Below are 16145 nucleotides of genomic sequence, written 5' to 3' on the forward strand. Positions count from 1 at the left end.
CCTCCTTAATGGAAATAAAGTGCAGCTCATTGAGCGGCTTCTGCATTTTGTCGGCTACTATAGCCATTATCATTGCAGCTTCCTTGTCAGGAACGTCAAAGAGCTTTACATGACCTGCCGAGCCCGGTGCAAGAGGAAGCTCTGCCTTTACTTCGGCAGCAGCAGGTGCAGCCTTTACTTCGGCAGCCGCCTTCTTTGCGGCTTCTTCCTTGGCATTTTTCGACTTGAAGTAAGCGCCTGTGCAGTAAAGAACTATCATAAGGCAGACAAGTCCCGCAAAAACTACGGCATAACCGAAAACAGCCGTTATTGCAGCGTCGCCGATAGTCATATCCTTTACTCCTTCGGCAGCGGCAGAAAGAACAGCATTATCAAACATAATTCTTCCTCCTTACATTGCCTCGATAGTATAAACAGCTTCGTTTTCTTCCTTGGCTTTGCGCTCTTTGAGGAATTTAAGAGTCTGGTCGGGATAGCAGATGTAGCTCATTACATCCTCTTCACTGCGGCAGAGGTCGCCGAGTGCTTCTCTTGCTGCCGTGAATTCCTCTCCTGTGCGCTTCTGATCCTCGATACGGCAGTCTACTGCCTCGCTGTCTCCGAGAACCTTTTCAACGAGCTCCTGTGCAATAGGTGCGGGAGGATTGCCGTACTCGCCCTTGATGTAGTTCTTTATCTCCTTGGAGATATTCTTGTATCTTTCGCCGACGAGAACATTTGTTACAGCCTGATTGCCGACCATCTGCGAAAGAGGTGTAACAAGCGGAGGATAGCCCATATCGGCTCTTACCTTCGGTATCTCTGCAAGAGCAGCGTCAAATTTGTCCATTGCGTGCATATCAGTCAGATTTGCGATCATATTTGAAAGCATACCGCCGGGAACTTTGTATACAAGTGCCTGAGCGTCTGTAGCAAGGCTCTTCGGATTGAGCTGTCCGTTGTCGATGTACTTCTGCTTGATAGGCTTGAAGTAATCGTTTACCTTATTGATTATCTCTTCGTTAAGACCGCTGTCTATGCCATACTGACTGAGTGCATAGTACATAGTCTCTGTTGAAGGCTGTGAAGTACCGCCCGAGAAGCATGATGTAGCGCAGTCGATAACGTCGATGCCTGACTCTATAGCCTTTGTGAGAGTCATATACGCCATGCCTGTTGTACAGTGAGTATGGAGAATGAGGGTCATATCTCCGATAGCATCCTTGATGCCCTTGATAAGGTGTTCTGCTTCATAAGGAGACATAGTACCTGCCATATCTTTGAGACAGATAGTATCAAAGCCCATAGTCTTGAGCTCCTTGCACATCTCGATGTACTTTTCAACTGTATGTACCGGGCTCTGTGTATAAGATATACATCCCGAAGCGATGGTCTTTTCCGTTGCGTACTTCTTGGTAGCGTTAAGAGCTGTCTCAATATTCCTGAAATCATTGAGAGCGTCGAAAATACGGATCACGTCGATACCGTTCTTTATTGAGAGCTCGATGAACTTCTCAACTACATCGTCATGGTAATGCTTATATCCCAGAAGGTTCTGACCTCTGAGAAGCATCTGAAGTCTGCTGTTCGGAAGATTCTTTCTGAGATTGCGAAGTCTCTCCCATGGATCTTCGCCAAGGTAACGCAGGCATGAATCGAATGTAGCTCCGCCCCAGCATTCAATGGAGTAGTAGCCTGCCTTGTCCATATCGGAGAGGATACCCTCATAATCCGAATACGGAAGACGTGTAGCCATCAGCGACTGATTGGCGTCACGCAAAACGGTTTCTGTCAGTTGCACTTTTTTCATGTACAAGCCTCCTCAAAAAATAAATCTGCATAGCAGATAAAATATACATTGTTTCCCGCAAAGGGAACATGGATCGCTGCAGTCCTGCAAAAAATCCAATCAAAACTAATTATATCATATTGAAATTGAAATTTCCAGTATTTTTCCAAATTTTATATTTATTTTTTATATTAAACAAATTACAGCAAAGATAAAACAAAAAGACCTGCGTTATGCAAGTCTTTTTTTGCTATTTCATAGAGTCGATATACTCTTTAATTGCGGTCTCTGCCGCCAGCCACCTTTTTCTGAATTCCGAAGCCGATATCCTCATTGCTCCGTTTCCGAGGATTATCATCTGCTCAACGCCGTCTGAGGTGGCAACACGCACTCTGTGATTTTTTGAAAGAGTATGAGTCACTCTTTCTATATATGTATCAGCAGTTTCGGATTCCTTAGTATAGACTATGTTTATATTGCAGTACTTCTCAACATCACGGTGCCTGCCCTTGACCTTATATGCGTCAAATACGAGTATGAGCTCACAGCCTGCATAGCCCTGATAGTTGCACATCCTGTGGATGAGCTCTCCCCTTGCGGCGTCAAGATTATCTTCGGCTATCTTTTTCAGATCATCCCATGAGAAAATGATATTGTAGCCGTCAACAATGAGATAATCAGGTCCTTCATATTTCGGAAGTCTTATATTTTTGTCCTCTATGTTCACAGCCTTTGTCTTTTTGAATGCACGGTTAGACTCACGGTTTATTTTCCCATATGTCATCTCGAAGATAGCCATAAGCTCCTCGTCACTCACAGCTTTTTCAATGTATTTTGATACTTTAATAGCCTTTTGCTCCGCATCATCATCACTTTCATCATTCCGAGCCGCAAACGGAAGGTGCATATGCTCGTATACTTCGTTCCACTTGACATTGTAGCCTGCACCGTGAGAACAGAATATGGAATCTGCGCTGTTCTCGATATCACTGTCACAGTCGTAGCCCGTTTCCGCTATTACCTTTTCAGCATTATGGCACTCCCTGTAGCCGCAGGTATTCAGTGAGATATGTCCCCTGCCGCGGGTATACGCGATAACTTCCTTCTGATAATTATTGAGCTCGGAAACAGGTGCAGTCCCTTTTATGACAGACATTCCCCCAACAGTCTCGGGATTTCCGAACTCTGCCGACATATATTGCAGATCGGCAAGTGCCCGTCCCACATTTTCGGAAGGGACTTCAAGCTCATATTCATAATAAGGCTCAAGAAGCACTGATTCCGCAGTTCTCAGCCCCTGCCTTACAGCACGATAGGTCGCCTGTCTGAAATCACCGCCCTCAGTGTGCTTGAGATGTGCCTTTCCCGCCACAAGAGTCAGCTTCATATCGGTTATTGGCGAGCCTGTCAGAACGCCGATATGCGTTTTCTCTGCCAGATGTGTCAGGATAAGCCTCTGCCAGTTCCTGTCAAGCTTATCCTCGGAGCATACCGTATCATATACCAGTCCGCTGCCAACAGGAAGCGGTTCGAGCAGGATATGAGCTTCAGCATAATGCCGCAGGGGTTCATAGTGTCCGACGCCCTCCACAGGAAAACGTATCGTCTCCCTGTAAGCGACCGCTCCGTCGCTGAACTCCACATGATATCCGAACTTTTCGTCTATTTTCCTTGTAAGCACTTCAAGCTGTACAGCTCCCATAAGCTGAATATGTATTTCCCTGTTCTGCTCGTTCCATACTATATGGAGCTGCGGATCCTCGTCCTCAAGACGTCGCATATCCTTCAGAGCATCATAGACGTTCTTCTCATCGGGGATCATCGCACGGTATGTCATGACAGGCTCTATATAAGCTCTGTCAGAATTTTTTATATATCCTATTCCCTGCCCCGCAAAGGTATCCGAAAGACCTGTTACAGCACAGACCTCCCCTGCATATGAAGTTTCCGCATTTCTGAACTTTTCGCCTGTATAGAACCTTATCGAGCTTATCTTTTCGTTTTTTTCGTTTCCGTCAGTGTCGATATACGACAGCTCATCACGCATATTGAGCTGTCCGCCCATGATCTTCATATGAGTAAGACGGGTCCCCTTGGAGTCATAGGATATTTTATAGACCTTTGCTCCGAATTTGTCTCCTCGCTGCGGTTCGGAGGTATATTCGCACAGAACGGAGATAAACTCTTCTACGCCCTCTGTTTTGAGCGCGGAACCGAAAAAGCAAGGGAATATCTCCCTGTTTCTTACAGCTTTCGCAATATCCTCGGAGCTTAACACTTCATCGGAAAGGAACTTTTCCATCAGAGCTTCCGAGCATGAAGCCGAATTTTCGGCGATATCGTTTATATCTCCCGAAAAATCCACGCAGTTCGGCGATAATCTGCTTTGGAGCTTACCGATAATCGAGCTTTTATCTGCGCCTATCAGATCCATTTTATTCACGAAAATAAAAACAGGGACTTCATACTTCTGCAAAAGCTTCCATAATGTATGGGTATGGCTCTGGACTCCGTCCGTTCCGCTGATAACAAGTATGGCGTAGTCCAGCACGCACATAGTCCTCTCGGTCTCGGATGAAAAATCAACGTGTCCCGGAGTATCGAGCAAAGTGAAACGGACATCGCCCACTGTGAATTCAGCCTGTGAAGCAAAAATGGTTATTCCCCGTTCACGCTCTATAGAATCGGTATCAAGTGCCGAATTACCGTTATCAACTCTTCCGAGGCTGCGTATAGCTCCGGTTTTATACAGTATCGCTTCGGCAAGTGTGGTCTTTCCAGAATCCACGTGTGCAGTTATTCCTACAGTAATATTTTTCATCCTTTTCACCCCGCTCGCAAGATAGATATATTGTAGCATAAATTTTTATTTTTGTCTATATGCGTTCAGTTTTTTCGGAATTATCTCTCTTTTTGCCGAGAACCGTTATTTTTTCTGCAATCTCTCTGAACACGGGAGCTGCCGCATCATTTCCGTATCCGCCGTTCTCAATAAGGACCGTGACCGCATATTTTGGATCGTTCTCAGGGAAAAAGCCGGTTATCCACGCATGGCAAAGCTCCTCTCCGTTATCGCTGTAATGCCCCGTCTGAGCTGTTGAGGTCTTTGCGCCAATGCTCACAAGGCGGCTCTTCGCTTTTGAATTCTTGTTCTCGCTTACAGCAAGCACCATCATACCGCATATCTTTTCAGCAGTTTTCTCGCTCATTACCTCGGATATCAGCGGACTCTTTTCAACAACAGGCTTCTCCCCGTCGGGGGTAAGTCCTTTTATCAGCCTGAGTATCGGCATTTTACCCTTGTTCGCCACAGCACAGGTCAGCTGAGTGATCTGGAGCGGTGTTGCCGTGACCTTTCCCTGCCCGAATGAGAAATTAGCAAGCTCGGCAGGTACTGAAAGCTCTTTTTCACTGGGAAGCACTCCGCCCGAGCCTATTATACCCGAGCAGAGATGAACTTCCTTCCCAAAGCCGATATACGCCGCCATGCGCCTGTACTCCTTAATATCGAGACAACGCGCAAGATCTATGAAATAGGTATTGCAGGAGTTCGTCATAGCCTGCGGCATATCCTGCAGACCATGACCGTCAAGCTTATGGCAGTTGAAAACTCTTCCTTCAACGTCAATGTTCCCGCAGCAGTCATACATATGGCCTCCCGCTCCCTGTTCAAGAGCAGCAGCTGCTGTTACAAGCTTGAAAACCGAACCTACACTGTATGAATAAAGAGCACGGTTTATCAGCGGGCTCATTTCGTCCTTCAGCGCTTCCTCGATATTTTCGGGATCATAGTCGGGAAAGCTTGCCATTGCAAGGATATCTCCATTCCTTATATCAGCGCAGACGATTGCTCCAGTCTCTATACCGCTTCCGCATTTTTCGCATATATCCTGTATATCATTGTCTATAGTAAGCACGACTCCGCTTTTATATGATTTTGTACGAATTACTTCTTTCCTGCTGCCTTTCAATATGCGCCCGAAGCCGTCTGTATCATACGAAACGCTGTTTACGGGAAAATTGTTTCTCAGTATGGAATCATAAGCATACTCTATGCCGTCAGCTCCTCTTTCCTCGGAAAGGTATCCTACTATATGCTGTGCCCTCTGCTCCTCCGAATAGCGGACGGGAACTTCAAAGATAGTCAGTCCGTCGGATTCGAGCGCTTTGTCACTGCACTCGAATACGAATGGCTTTCCCTTATCGAATTCCTTATAAAAGCTATCCCTGTCAAGTGCATACTCAGCTGTCTTTTCACAGTCAAGCAGTGAAGGTACAGCAACTGCACGAAATTCTGTCTCAGCGTTTATGACAGGTCTCAGATCACGGTCGTATATCGTCCCCTGTGTCCTCCCGACCTCTATAGTGAATGTATGCTCAAGCTGAGCTGTCGAAACATATTTCTGCTGCCACGCTATGCTGTAATATCTGAAAATAAGTATTACAAACACCGCAAAAAACAGTGCTGTCAGTATAATAACGCCGTTTTCGCCGCGTTTCCTTACCATATCATCACCTCATATGAAGTTTTGACGGTAATATTTGATTTATACACTTTTATTTCCACACAGCAAAACAGGTCTGAGAAATACTCAGACCTGCTGTTTTATTCAAGTATGACTGTAAAAGGACCGTCATTGAGAAGCTCTACCTTCATATCCGCACCGAACGAGCCTGTTTCAACGTGCCTGCCCTTGCTGCGGAGATAACCGACAAAATACTCGTAAAGCTCATTGGCTTTCTCAGGCTTTGCAGCCTGTATGAAGTTAGGACGGTTTCCCTTGCGGCAGTCAGCATACAGCGTGAACTGCGGCACTACAAGCAGTGAACCTCCCACAGCATCAAGATCAAGATTTATCTTATCGTTTTCATCGGAAAAGATCCTGAGTCCCGATATTTTGTCCGCCAGTCTGCGGCAGTCCTCCTCCGTGTCCTCGTGTCCGACTCCGAAAAGGAGCAGAAAGCCTGTTCCGATGCTTCCAACGACTTCACCGTCAACTTTAACGCTTGCGGAAGTCACGCGCTGTAAAACTATCCTCATTTATACCTACTTTCTGACAATTTCCATGTCATACGGCTTTAGTGTGAACTTTTCCCTGTCGCCGCCGTCTATTATGCTGTACATTGCTTTCGGAAGCACGATATCGGCTTCCTTGTCGGAATTATTGAAGAAGAAAACATAATCGTCAAGTCCGTTTGTGCGGGTAGTGACCTCTACTCCCCTCGGAAGATCCTTAAGACGTGGGATACCTGTCTGCTTCATGATATTTCCCGCAAAGCTTTCGTAAAACTCCTGATCGCACACAGTTCCGATATAATAGGCAACTCCGCTGCAATAGCGGTTCATGCTTACCGCAGGACTGCCGCTGTAGAAGCTGTCTGCGTATTCGGCATAGGCACGGGCTGTAGTGAGTTCAAGTATATCGCACCACTGTCTGCATTTGAATTTATTTCCCGCAAAGTCCTTTATAGTCTGTTCGTGGCTGCCGATGGGGTCGTACTCCTTTACCTCGGCTCCGATGATCTCCCTGTAGACCGTTGGCAGCGGCTCCAATATACAGTTGTTGAACTGATCCTTAACGCCGCTTCGAGCAGTCATGACCACAGTTCCGCCCTTTATTACGTAGCGATAGATATTTTCAGCCGCATCTTTTTCGTAAATATACATAGCGGGAGCGATCACGGCTTTGTACTTTGTAAGATCTGCTGTGGGATGGATAACATCAACATTTACTCCGCAGCGTGCAAAGGCAGCATGGAAGCTTTTAAGCTGGCTGATATAGTCAAAGCCTTCGGTCTGAGGCTGTATCCCGAATGCAAGGTGAGAATCGGGGGAATACAGCACAGCTACCTCTGATACGAGCTCCGTTGTCTCTATAACGCTCAGCTTCTGGGCAGTTCGGCAAAGGTCGGCAAACTCCGTGAATCTGCGTGACGGGACATTGCTGTGATCTATGAGTCCGTGCCAGAACATCTCAGCCCCCTTATTGGCAGTCCTCCAGCGGAAGAACATGACGGTATCAGCTCCGTGAGCCATAGCCTGCATAGCATAACCCTTTATCTGACCCGGTCTCGGAGTCGGAGACATATATGTCCAGCTTCCCGTTGCACCGCTGAGCTGCTCCATTATCCAGAAATTCTTCTGCTTGAAACCGCGTATCATATCAAGCTCAAAGGCATTGGAGGACGTTTTTCTGCCCTCTTCGGGAATGATTATCGGCGGATAATTGTCGAAGGAAGCAAAGTCCAGACATTCAAAAAGTCTATAAAAATCGGGCTGATTTGCGCTGAAGCATATATTTGCGGTGACCTTAGCCCTCGGATTTTCACGCTTTATTATCTGAGACATATCGTTTACGAATTTGGCTGCCGAATCCGAAGCAAACCTGCCGAATTCAAGGCATAGTGCAGGATTCTGCCAGTTCTTCGGATAAGCAGTCGGAGGCTTTATCTGTGAAATATCGCTGTACTCGCCGCTCCATACACTGTTTCCGAAGGCAGCGTTGATATTCTCAAGAGTGTCATGCTTATCTATGAGCCAGTCTCTGAACTGTCCGCGGCAGGCTTCACAGGTACAGGGATAGGCTTCTATCTCATTGTCGATCTGCCATGCGGCAATAGCGGGATTATTGGCATAACGCCTTGCCATTTCCTCTGTTATGCGCTTTGCATAGTAAAGGAACATGGGTGCATTTATACATCTGTGTCCCCTTATGCCTGTCTGTATGCGCTCACCGTCAGGTCCCGCTTGTATGATATCGGGATAGGTCTCATACATCCATAGCGGAGGACAGTTTGTGGGAATACAGAGAACAATGCCGATAGCATGGCGCGAAAAAGTGCTTATGGCTTCATCGAGCCACTGAAAATCGAACTGTCCGTCACGAGGTTCGAGGCGAGACCATGAAAACTCCCCGAGCCTTACGAGCTTTACTCCTGTTTTTGCCATCAGATCAGAATCTGCCTGCCACATGGATCTGTCCCATTGTTCGGGATAATAGTCAACGCCTATTCTCATGATATCCCCTCCTGTCAGTCGGTATCGTATTCAATAAGTCCGCAGTTGTCCATAAACCAGTTTGAAAAGCTTTCTGTTGTCATATCATTGAAATATGTCTCTATAACACGGCAGACTCCGCCGTGAGTCACTATAAGCACCGTTTTGTCATGATACTTTTCAATAATATCGTCAAGCGCCGAATAAACTCTGTGTGCGAGCTGAAGCAGCGATTCACCGTTTTTCCCCATTCTGACGCCGAAATTCACTTTGTTTTCCGCAAAGCCCTCAGTGAAACGGGACTTCCCTTCAAAACCGCCGTAATCCCACTCTCTGAGCCTTTCATCGGCAACAAGCTCGATACCGCATTTTTCCACAACTATGCCTGCTGTCTGCATGGTGCGCTTCATGGGAGATACGATCATTATGTCGATATTTCCTATATCAGCCACCTTTTTTGCAAGCTCCTCTGCCTGCATCTCACCTGTACCGTCAAGGAGAACGTCCGTCGTTCCGAGAATGATCTCCTTCTTGTTATATTCTGTCTGACCATGTCTGGTCATGTATATCTTCAAATCAATGCCTCCATTACAGCACGGCTGCCTTTTCTATCTCCGCACGGGCGTTGTCAAGCATGAGTGCGCTTGGATCGTCACCGCCCATGATACGCGCTATCTCGGAAACTCTTCCGTCCATGCCGAGCTGCATAATGTGTGTCTCGGTGCGGTCATCAACGATATGCTTTTCAATAAGCAGATGATTGTCCGCCATAACGGCTATCTGTGAGAGATGAGTAACGCATATCACCTGACGCACTTTTCCTATCTCACGCAGCTTTATACCGATCTTCTGAGCAGCTTTTCCGCTGACTCCCGTATCTATCTCGTCAAATATCATGGTAGGTATAGAGTCCTTGTCAGCTATTACGCTTTTGAGCGCAAGCATTATCCTTGATAGCTCGCCTCCCGACGCGATCTTTGATATTGGCTTCGGCTCTTCTCCTTTGTTGGCGGAAATAAGGAATTCTGCGGAATCCATTCCGTTTACGGTCAGTTTCCCCTTTTCATGGCGTACTTCTATTATTACGCCCTCCATATTCAGGAATTCCAGCTCGGCGGTAACGCGCTCGGTAAAGCGCTCTGCCACCTTTTCACGATACTCGTAAAGCGCCTTTGCCTGCTCTGTGACCTTGTGAAGGAGCTCCTCGCGCTTTGCCGCAAGCTCCTTTATCTCACTGTCCGAGCTCTCAAACTGTATTATCTCACGGCAGGCATCATCATAAAGCTTTATAAGTCCGCTGCAATCTGCCGCGTATTTGCGCTTGAGCTTATTGATACCGTTAAGACGGGCGGCGAGGTATTCAAGGCGCTGTCCGTCCAGCTCTACCTTGTCGGCAAGAGCTTCAAGCTCGGAGGCTATGTCTGAAAGCTCTATCTCAGCCGCAGAAAGCCTCTCGTAAACAGCATTCAGCTGTGAATTCTGTTCGGTATACCCTGCTATCTCCGTTTCTGCGGAAACTATCATATCATTTGCGGCTTCCTCGCCCGTAATGGCATTCACTGCATTTTTTATGGCAATTATGGCCTTTTCGGAGTTCTTTGCAGCTTCATATTCCTTTTCAAGCTCTTCGTCCTCGCCCTCGCGCAGCTCGAGCTCACCGATGTCGTCTATGATACCGTTAAGATAAACACTTCTCTCCACGCGGGACTGCTCCAGCTTTTTGAGCTCTCCCAGTCTCCGTGCAGTCTGCTGAAGCTCACGGAAGCTAATTCTGTATTCGTTCAGAAGCCTGTCGTCACCGCCGAAATCATCAAGTATCTGCAAATGCTTCTCACTGTCAAGCAATATCTGATTATCATGCTGTCCGTGGATATTTATAAGCATCCCGCCTATTTCCTTCAGAAGCGAAACGGGAGCCGTCCTCTGATTGATGCGTGAAACACTTCCGCCGTCAGCGCTTATCTCCCTTGTGACGGTTATTTCTCCTCCGTCATGGGAGATGCCGAGTTCATCAAGCTTTTCGCAGACTTCATGGGAAAGCTCTGTAAACAGAGCCGTTATCTCTGCCTTGTCACAGCCCGTACGTACTATGTCCTTTGTGCAGCGCTGTCCGAGAACTGCGTTTATACCATTGATAAGTATGGATTTTCCCGCACCTGTCTCACCTGTGAATATATTGAGTTTTTCATTGAAAGGTATGACCGCTTCCCTTATAACAGCAAGATTGCGTATGTATATTTCCTTTAACATTCTGAGCTGTTACCTCCTCGGAAAAAGCTCGCTGCGGAATTTCTTTGAGAGCTTCTTTGCGTCTGCTTCACTGCGGACAAGTATGAATATCGTATCATCACCTGCTATAGTACCCACTATGCCCTCATGCTCGACAGAGTCTATGGCGGCGCAGGTACCCTGAGCCATGCCTGCACGGCATTTCAGTACTATGGTGTTCATTGCATAGTCCACCGAAACGACAGCTTCTTCAAACAGTGACTTCTCAGCTACTGCCGCTGCAGGAAGTGAATAGCGGTAGACTCCGTGCTCGTCCCTCTGCTTTACAAGCGAGAGCTGCTGTATATCACGCGAAAGGGTTGCCTGCGTAGTCTTGATGCCCTTTTCCGCAAGCAGCTTGATAAGGAGTTCCTGAGTAGCAACAGGCTGTTCGGTTATTATTTCAAGTATTGCTTCGTGTCTGCGATTTTTCATTATTGGACCGCACTCCTTACTTTATTGGCTTGCACATTTTCTTGCATAGAGACTCGTGGAAGGAATTGCCGATGATATCTATAAAGTTTATATCGTTCTTTCCGCGGCATATCTCTATACTGTCGCCTTTTCTCAGACTTATGAAATGCTCTCCGTCAACATTTATGACCATACTGTCATCACGGACTGTTGTATCAGCCAGACGAAGCTTTCTTCCCGGAGAAAAGAGCGTCGCCCTTGAAAACAGTGAATGGGGGCATATCAGCGTCATCTCGATACATTCAAGGTCGGGCTCTATAACAGGGCCGCCTGCCGACAGGGCATATGCCGTAGACCCCGAGGGCGTACTGAAAAGCACTCCGTCGGCTCTGTATCTTCCCACAAGGTAATCATCGGAGTATACTTCAAAATCACATATGCGGAAGCTTCCCGAGCGGGCGGATACTTCATTAAGTACCGCAGCCGTTATATCGCCCTCCTCACTGTGATATACCACATCAAGTGTCATACGCTGGGATATTTCGAACTCTCCCGTAGTCAGCAGGCTGAGCTTGTCAAGCTGGTCGGCTTCAAGTCCTGCCATAAAACCGAGAGTTCCCGTATTTATTCCGAGCAGCTTTGTATCACTGCCGATAAGAAGCTTTGCACAGCGCAGGATAGTTCCGTCGCCGCCTATGGCAAGGACTACGTCCGCTGTTTTTGCCGATTCCTTGATATCCTCGAACTTTATATGAGGCTTATCCGCAAAATCATTCCTGAATATCTCGCTTACCGTTACCTCTATCCCGCAATCCGCAAGCACATCGCAGGCTTCACGGGCGCAGCTGAGCGCATTGGGCTTCTGAAAATTAGGGTACAATGCTGCCTTCATAAACGCACTCCTTAAAGTTTACTGAATGAGCTGTCAACAAGCTCCTTAAAATCATGTATCACAGACTCTCCCGCTGTTTTACGCAGCTTCACAAGGTATTCAATATTGCCGCTGCCGCCGCGCACGGGTGAATATGTGTATTTTTCCGTCACAAAACCTATTGACCGTGCAAAGCTGTCTATCTCTGTAAGCACACGCAGATGCACTTTTCTGTCCTTTACTATGCCGCGCTTGCCCACATCGCTCCGGCCCGCTTCAAACTGCGGTTTTATCAGCACTGCTGCCGATGCGCCCTCCGCAAGGAGCTCATAGACCTTCGGCAGTATCTTTGTGAGAGATATGAATGAAACGTCCACCGAGATAAAATCAGCCTTTCCACCGGTATCCTCCGCAGTGAGCTCCCGGATATCAGTCCCCTCCATATTAACGACACGGGGATCGCTCCGCAGCTTTTCCGCAAGCTGTCCGTGACCGACATCAACAGCATATACCCTCTCAGCTCCGCGCTGGAGCATCAGATCGGTAAAGCCGCCTGTTGAAGCACCTATATCAAGGCATACCTTACCGCTGAGATCGAGTCCGAATTCCTCCGCTGCCTTTTCCAGTTTCAGAGCGCCCCTGCCCACAAATACATCCTGTTCACAGGAAACTATCTCATCCGTCGCCGTTACCTCGTCGGAGGGCTTTTTTGCCGTTCTGCCGTTGACCGATATACTGCCTGAATTTATCATTTCCTTGGCACGTTCACGGCTTCTTGCAAGCCCTCTTGCTACGAGCTCGCTGTCAAGCCTCGGCATCGTTCCTGCTCCTGTCCATAATATATGATACCATTTTACCGCTTGTCAATCCAAGCTTTTCAAGACATGACCTTACGGAGGCCTGCTTTACAAATCCGTCCGCAGTCACTCTGCTGTAATCTCCGCAGTATCCAAGCTCAGAAAGCATATCGCCCACCTTTTCGGAAATGCTTCCTTCACCCATAGACTCTTCAAAAAAGACGATACGCTTGTACTGTATGATCTTCTCGCCAAGCTCACTGTCGAGGGGGTGTATCCTTGTAAGCTTGAGTATATCGCAGTTTATGCCCTCTTTCATAAGCTTTTTCTGAGCCTTGAAAGCATTATTATAAAGCCTGCCGTATGTGATAATAAGAGTTTCGCTGCCGCAGACCTGCTTGAAAAGCCAGTCCTCGGTGATATCGGACTGATCGAATTCCACCTTTTCCGCGCCGCGGGGATATCGCACGGCAGCAAGTCCTTTATCTTCATTTATGGCCTTTCTCATGCACATTTTCAGTTCCATATAGCATGAGGGCGAATAAACTACAGTGTTCGGTATGGACGTCAGCATAGGAACGTCGAGCAGTCCCTGATGAGTTTCACCGTCCTCGCCCACAATGCCTGCACGGTCAACTCCGAGGACAACGTGGAGCTTTCCTATAGCCACATCATGAACGAGCTGATCGTATGAACGCTGCAAAAAAGTGGAATATACAGCAAAAACAGGTATCATCCCCATTGATGCAAGTCCGCCCGCAAAGGTAACTGCGTGCTGCTCGGCAATACCGACATCAAAGAACCTGTCTGGGTACTTGAAATGGAAGAACTGCAGACCTGTACCGTACTTCATAGCCGCTGTAATGGCGCATATCTTTTCATTTTTGTCGGCAAGCTTTACGAGCTCCTTGCCGAAAACAGTAGAAAAGCTGTCAGCAGCAGCGACCTCGGGATTTCCCGTGGCAATATCAAATTTGGAGATACCGTGGTATTCGCCTGGGTTCTCCTCGGCAGGACGGTAGCCCTTGCCCTTTATGGTCTTAACATGGATAAATACGGGCTGATGATAGGTTTTCGCCATATGGAATACTTCCTCGAGCTCGGAGAGGCTGTGTCCGTTCACGGGTCCGAGGTAAATAAATCCCAAATCCTCAAACATGGTGCTCTGCTCGAGAATGTTTGACTTTACGGAGTCCTTGACATTCTTTATTCCCTTTGCAACACTTGTTCCCACAAGCGGGATCTTGCCAAGTCCGCGCTCAACGGCGCGCTTTGTATTGAGGTACTTCTCTGTATTTCTAAGTGATGTAAGATACTTTGAAAGAGAACCTACGCTCTTGGAAATAGACATATTATTATCGTTAAGGATAACTATAAGATTGCTGCTCTTATCTCTTCCGCAGTTGTTGATAGCTTCATAGAACATACCGCCCGTCATTGCACCGTCGCCAATAACAGCTACTGCATAATTATCCTTGCCCTGGAGCTTCATTGCCTCGGCTATGCCGCAGGCTACGGAAACAGATGTGCTGCTGTGACCGCTGATGAACGTATCATGAGGTGATTCCTCGGGCTTTGGAAATCCTGAGATGCCGCCCTCCTGACGAAGCGTGGAAAACTGTTCAAGCCTGCCGGTAAGTATCTTATGTGTGTAGGACTGATGCCCCACGTCCCATACTATCTTATCCTCGGGAGAATTGAAATTACGGTGCAGAGCCATTGTAAGCTCTACGACACCGAGATTTGAAGCAAGATGTCCGCCTGTCTTTGACACAGTGGAGATAAGTATATTTCGGATCTCCTTACAGAGAACGGAACACTGGGAGAGAGAAAGCTTTTTCAGGTCCTGCGGGAGCTGAAGCTCCTCAAGTCTGACCTTTTCATTCATACTTGTATTGTCCTTCATTTTTTACGAATGCGGAACAGCGTCCGCAGCTCCTTATTTTAATTCTTTCTTTTCAGAAGCATCTCGGTAAGCTCGGTAAGGAACCCGTCATTTCCGAATACCTTAAGACAGCTCAGTGCTTCGTCCGTTACAGCATTTGCGATCTCCTGTGCCTTTTCGACTCCGTAAAGAGTTACGAAAGTGGTCTTGTTCTCCTCTTCGTCACTGCCCACAGGCTTTCCGAGCTCCTCAGTGGTGCTCGTAACATCGAGTATATCGTCTATTATCTGGAAGGCAAGTCCCAGCTTAAAGCCGTAATCTGCTGCCGCACGAATTTTTTCATCGTCAGCTCCCGCACATATGCAGCCCATCATACATGAAACAGCAATGAGCTGTCCGGTTTTATGCCTGTACATATTACGTAGATTAGCCTCATCAACGTCGCTGCGCTCCTCATTTTCCATGTCGATGACCTGACCGCCTATCATTCCTTCCCTGCCCACAGCCTTTGCAAGACATGAGATCATTTTTACTTTCTGCTCACTGCTGAGTTCGTCAGCATTTGCAATTATCTCAAAGGGAAGAACTGACAGTGCGTCACCCGCAAGTATTGCCATAGCCTCTCCGAAAGCCTTATGGCACGACGGCTTTCCGCGGCGGAAGTCATCATTGTCCATTGCAGGAAGATCGTCATGTATGAGAGAAAATGTATGTATCATCTCAATAGCTGCCGCAGGCGCACAGGCCTTCCTGTAGTCGCCGCCGAGAGCGCTGCAGAAGGCATAAACAAGCACGGGTCGTATCCTTTTTCCGCCTGCTTCAAGGGAATAATTCATTGCGTCGATAAGATTTTTCTGTGCCTTCATGGTATCCGAATGTGCATTGTATCTTCTGAGGTTATCCTCTGTGAACTTTATATATTCGCCGAACTTTTCATTAAAATCACTCATTTTCCGTTTCTCCGCCGTCCTCTGTTATCTTTATCCTTGCCTTGTCGAGCTGTTTTCTGCAAGCCGCCGTGAGCTTTACTCCGTCTCCGTACAGCTGTACTGCCTTTTCAAGAGGGATATCACCTTTTTCAAGCTCCGAAACAATCCTGCCGAGCTCGGTCATGTTTTCTTCAAATGTAGCTTTTTCCTTCATTT

At 47.3% G+C, this 16145-nt stretch carries 14 protein-coding genes; all 14 read right to left on the reverse strand.

What is annotated here, in order from left to right; genetic code table 11:
- The coding region (locus Q0R37_RS03175; RefSeq protein WP_294751086.1) for an OadG family transporter subunit at positions 1-379 on the reverse strand (379 nt) is incomplete at its 3' end.
- Between the two features lie 12 nt (positions 380-391).
- Positions 392-1789: a pyruvate carboxylase subunit B gene (locus Q0R37_RS03180; RefSeq protein WP_294751089.1), complete on the reverse strand. Its 1398-nt coding sequence runs from the start codon at positions 1787-1789 to the stop codon at positions 392-394.
- Between the two features lie 229 nt (positions 1790-2018).
- A complete protein-coding gene (locus tag Q0R37_RS03185) occupies positions 2019-4589 on the reverse strand; it encodes a TetM/TetW/TetO/TetS family tetracycline resistance ribosomal protection protein (RefSeq protein WP_294751092.1) in 2571 nt (856 codons plus the stop codon).
- A gap of 55 nt (positions 4590-4644) precedes the next feature.
- Positions 4645-6276, reverse strand: a complete 1632-nt coding sequence (locus tag Q0R37_RS03190) for a penicillin-binding protein 2 (RefSeq protein ID WP_294751096.1) — start codon at positions 6274-6276, stop codon at positions 4645-4647.
- Between the two features lie 98 nt (positions 6277-6374).
- Positions 6375-6809, reverse strand: coding sequence for a D-aminoacyl-tRNA deacylase (dtd, locus tag Q0R37_RS03195; protein WP_294751099.1), 435 nt, complete (start codon positions 6807-6809; stop codon positions 6375-6377).
- Between the two features lie 6 nt (positions 6810-6815).
- Positions 6816-8786, reverse strand: a complete 1971-nt coding sequence (locus tag Q0R37_RS03200; protein WP_294751102.1) for a beta-galactosidase — start codon at positions 8784-8786, stop codon at positions 6816-6818.
- Between the two features lie 14 nt (positions 8787-8800).
- On the reverse strand, positions 8801-9340 hold the full coding sequence (locus Q0R37_RS03205; RefSeq protein ID WP_294751105.1) for a histidine phosphatase family protein: 540 nt from the start codon (positions 9338-9340) through the stop codon (positions 8801-8803).
- 13 nt (positions 9341-9353) lie between these two features.
- Positions 9354-11015, reverse strand: coding sequence for a DNA repair protein RecN (gene recN, locus Q0R37_RS03210; protein WP_294751107.1), 1662 nt, complete (start codon positions 11013-11015; stop codon positions 9354-9356).
- A 9-nt stretch (positions 11016-11024) separates the two neighbouring features.
- Entirely contained in the window at positions 11025-11468 is a 444-nt protein-coding gene (gene argR, locus Q0R37_RS03215) for an arginine repressor (protein ID WP_294751110.1), read from the reverse strand.
- A 16-nt stretch (positions 11469-11484) separates the two neighbouring features.
- Positions 11485-12339 carry an NAD(+)/NADH kinase gene (locus Q0R37_RS03220; protein WP_294751113.1) on the reverse strand — a complete coding sequence of 285 codons (855 nt, stop codon included), beginning with the start codon at positions 12337-12339 and terminating at the stop codon, positions 11485-11487.
- Between the two features lie 11 nt (positions 12340-12350).
- A complete protein-coding gene (locus Q0R37_RS03225) occupies positions 12351-13136 on the reverse strand; it encodes a TlyA family RNA methyltransferase (protein WP_294751116.1) in 786 nt (261 codons plus the stop codon).
- Positions 13123-15003, reverse strand: coding sequence for a 1-deoxy-D-xylulose-5-phosphate synthase (dxs, locus tag Q0R37_RS03230; protein ID WP_366517393.1), 1881 nt, complete (start codon positions 15001-15003; stop codon positions 13123-13125). Before dxs ends, Q0R37_RS03225 begins: the two co-directional genes overlap by 14 nt.
- Before the next feature lie 56 nt (positions 15004-15059).
- Entirely contained in the window at positions 15060-15950 is an 891-nt protein-coding gene (locus Q0R37_RS03235; protein WP_294751123.1) for a polyprenyl synthetase family protein, read from the reverse strand.
- The gene (gene xseB / locus Q0R37_RS03240) at positions 15943-16143 is read right to left on the reverse strand and encodes an exodeoxyribonuclease VII small subunit (RefSeq protein WP_294751126.1); all 201 of its coding nucleotides are present in this window, start codon (positions 16141-16143) and stop codon (positions 15943-15945) included. Before xseB ends, Q0R37_RS03235 begins: the two co-directional genes overlap by 8 nt.
- Between the last annotated feature and the right edge of the window lie 2 nt (positions 16144-16145).

It is taken from the genome of uncultured Ruminococcus sp., from assembly GCF_946415235.1.
In the GTDB taxonomy this organism is placed as follows: Bacteria; Bacillota; Clostridia; order Oscillospirales; family Ruminococcaceae; genus Ruminococcus.

Coding starts and splice junctions, on each gene's coding strand:
- Q0R37_RS03220 (WP_294751113.1), bottom strand. CDS start 12,339: ATGAAGGCAGCATTGTACCCTAATTTTCAGAAGCCCAATGCGCTCAGC.
- dxs (WP_366517393.1), bottom strand. CDS start 15,003: ATGAATGAAAAGGTCAGACTTGAGGAGCTTCAGCTCCCGCAGGACCTG.
- dtd (WP_294751099.1), bottom strand. CDS start 6,809: ATGAGGATAGTTTTACAGCGCGTGACTTCCGCAAGCGTTAAAGTTGAC.
- Q0R37_RS03235 (WP_294751123.1), bottom strand. CDS start 15,950: ATGAGTGATTTTAATGAAAAGTTCGGCGAATATATAAAGTTCACAGAG.
- Q0R37_RS03225 (WP_294751116.1), bottom strand. CDS start 13,136: ATGCCGAGGCTTGACAGCGAGCTCGTAGCAAGAGGGCTTGCAAGAAGC.
- argR (WP_294751110.1), bottom strand. CDS start 11,468: ATGAAAAATCGCAGACACGAAGCAATACTTGAAATAATAACCGAACAG.
- recN (WP_294751107.1), bottom strand. CDS start 11,015: ATGTTAAAGGAAATATACATACGCAATCTTGCTGTTATAAGGGAAGCG.
- Q0R37_RS03185 (WP_294751092.1), bottom strand. CDS start 4,589: ATGAAAAATATTACTGTAGGAATAACTGCACACGTGGATTCTGGAAAG.
- xseB (WP_294751126.1), bottom strand. CDS start 16,143: ATGAAGGAAAAAGCTACATTTGAAGAAAACATGACCGAGCTCGGCAGG.
- Q0R37_RS03180 (WP_294751089.1), bottom strand. CDS start 1,789: ATGAAAAAAGTGCAACTGACAGAAACCGTTTTGCGTGACGCCAATCAG.
- Q0R37_RS03190 (WP_294751096.1), bottom strand. CDS start 6,276: ATGGTAAGGAAACGCGGCGAAAACGGCGTTATTATACTGACAGCACTG.
- Q0R37_RS03200 (WP_294751102.1), bottom strand. CDS start 8,786: ATGAGAATAGGCGTTGACTATTATCCCGAACAATGGGACAGATCCATG.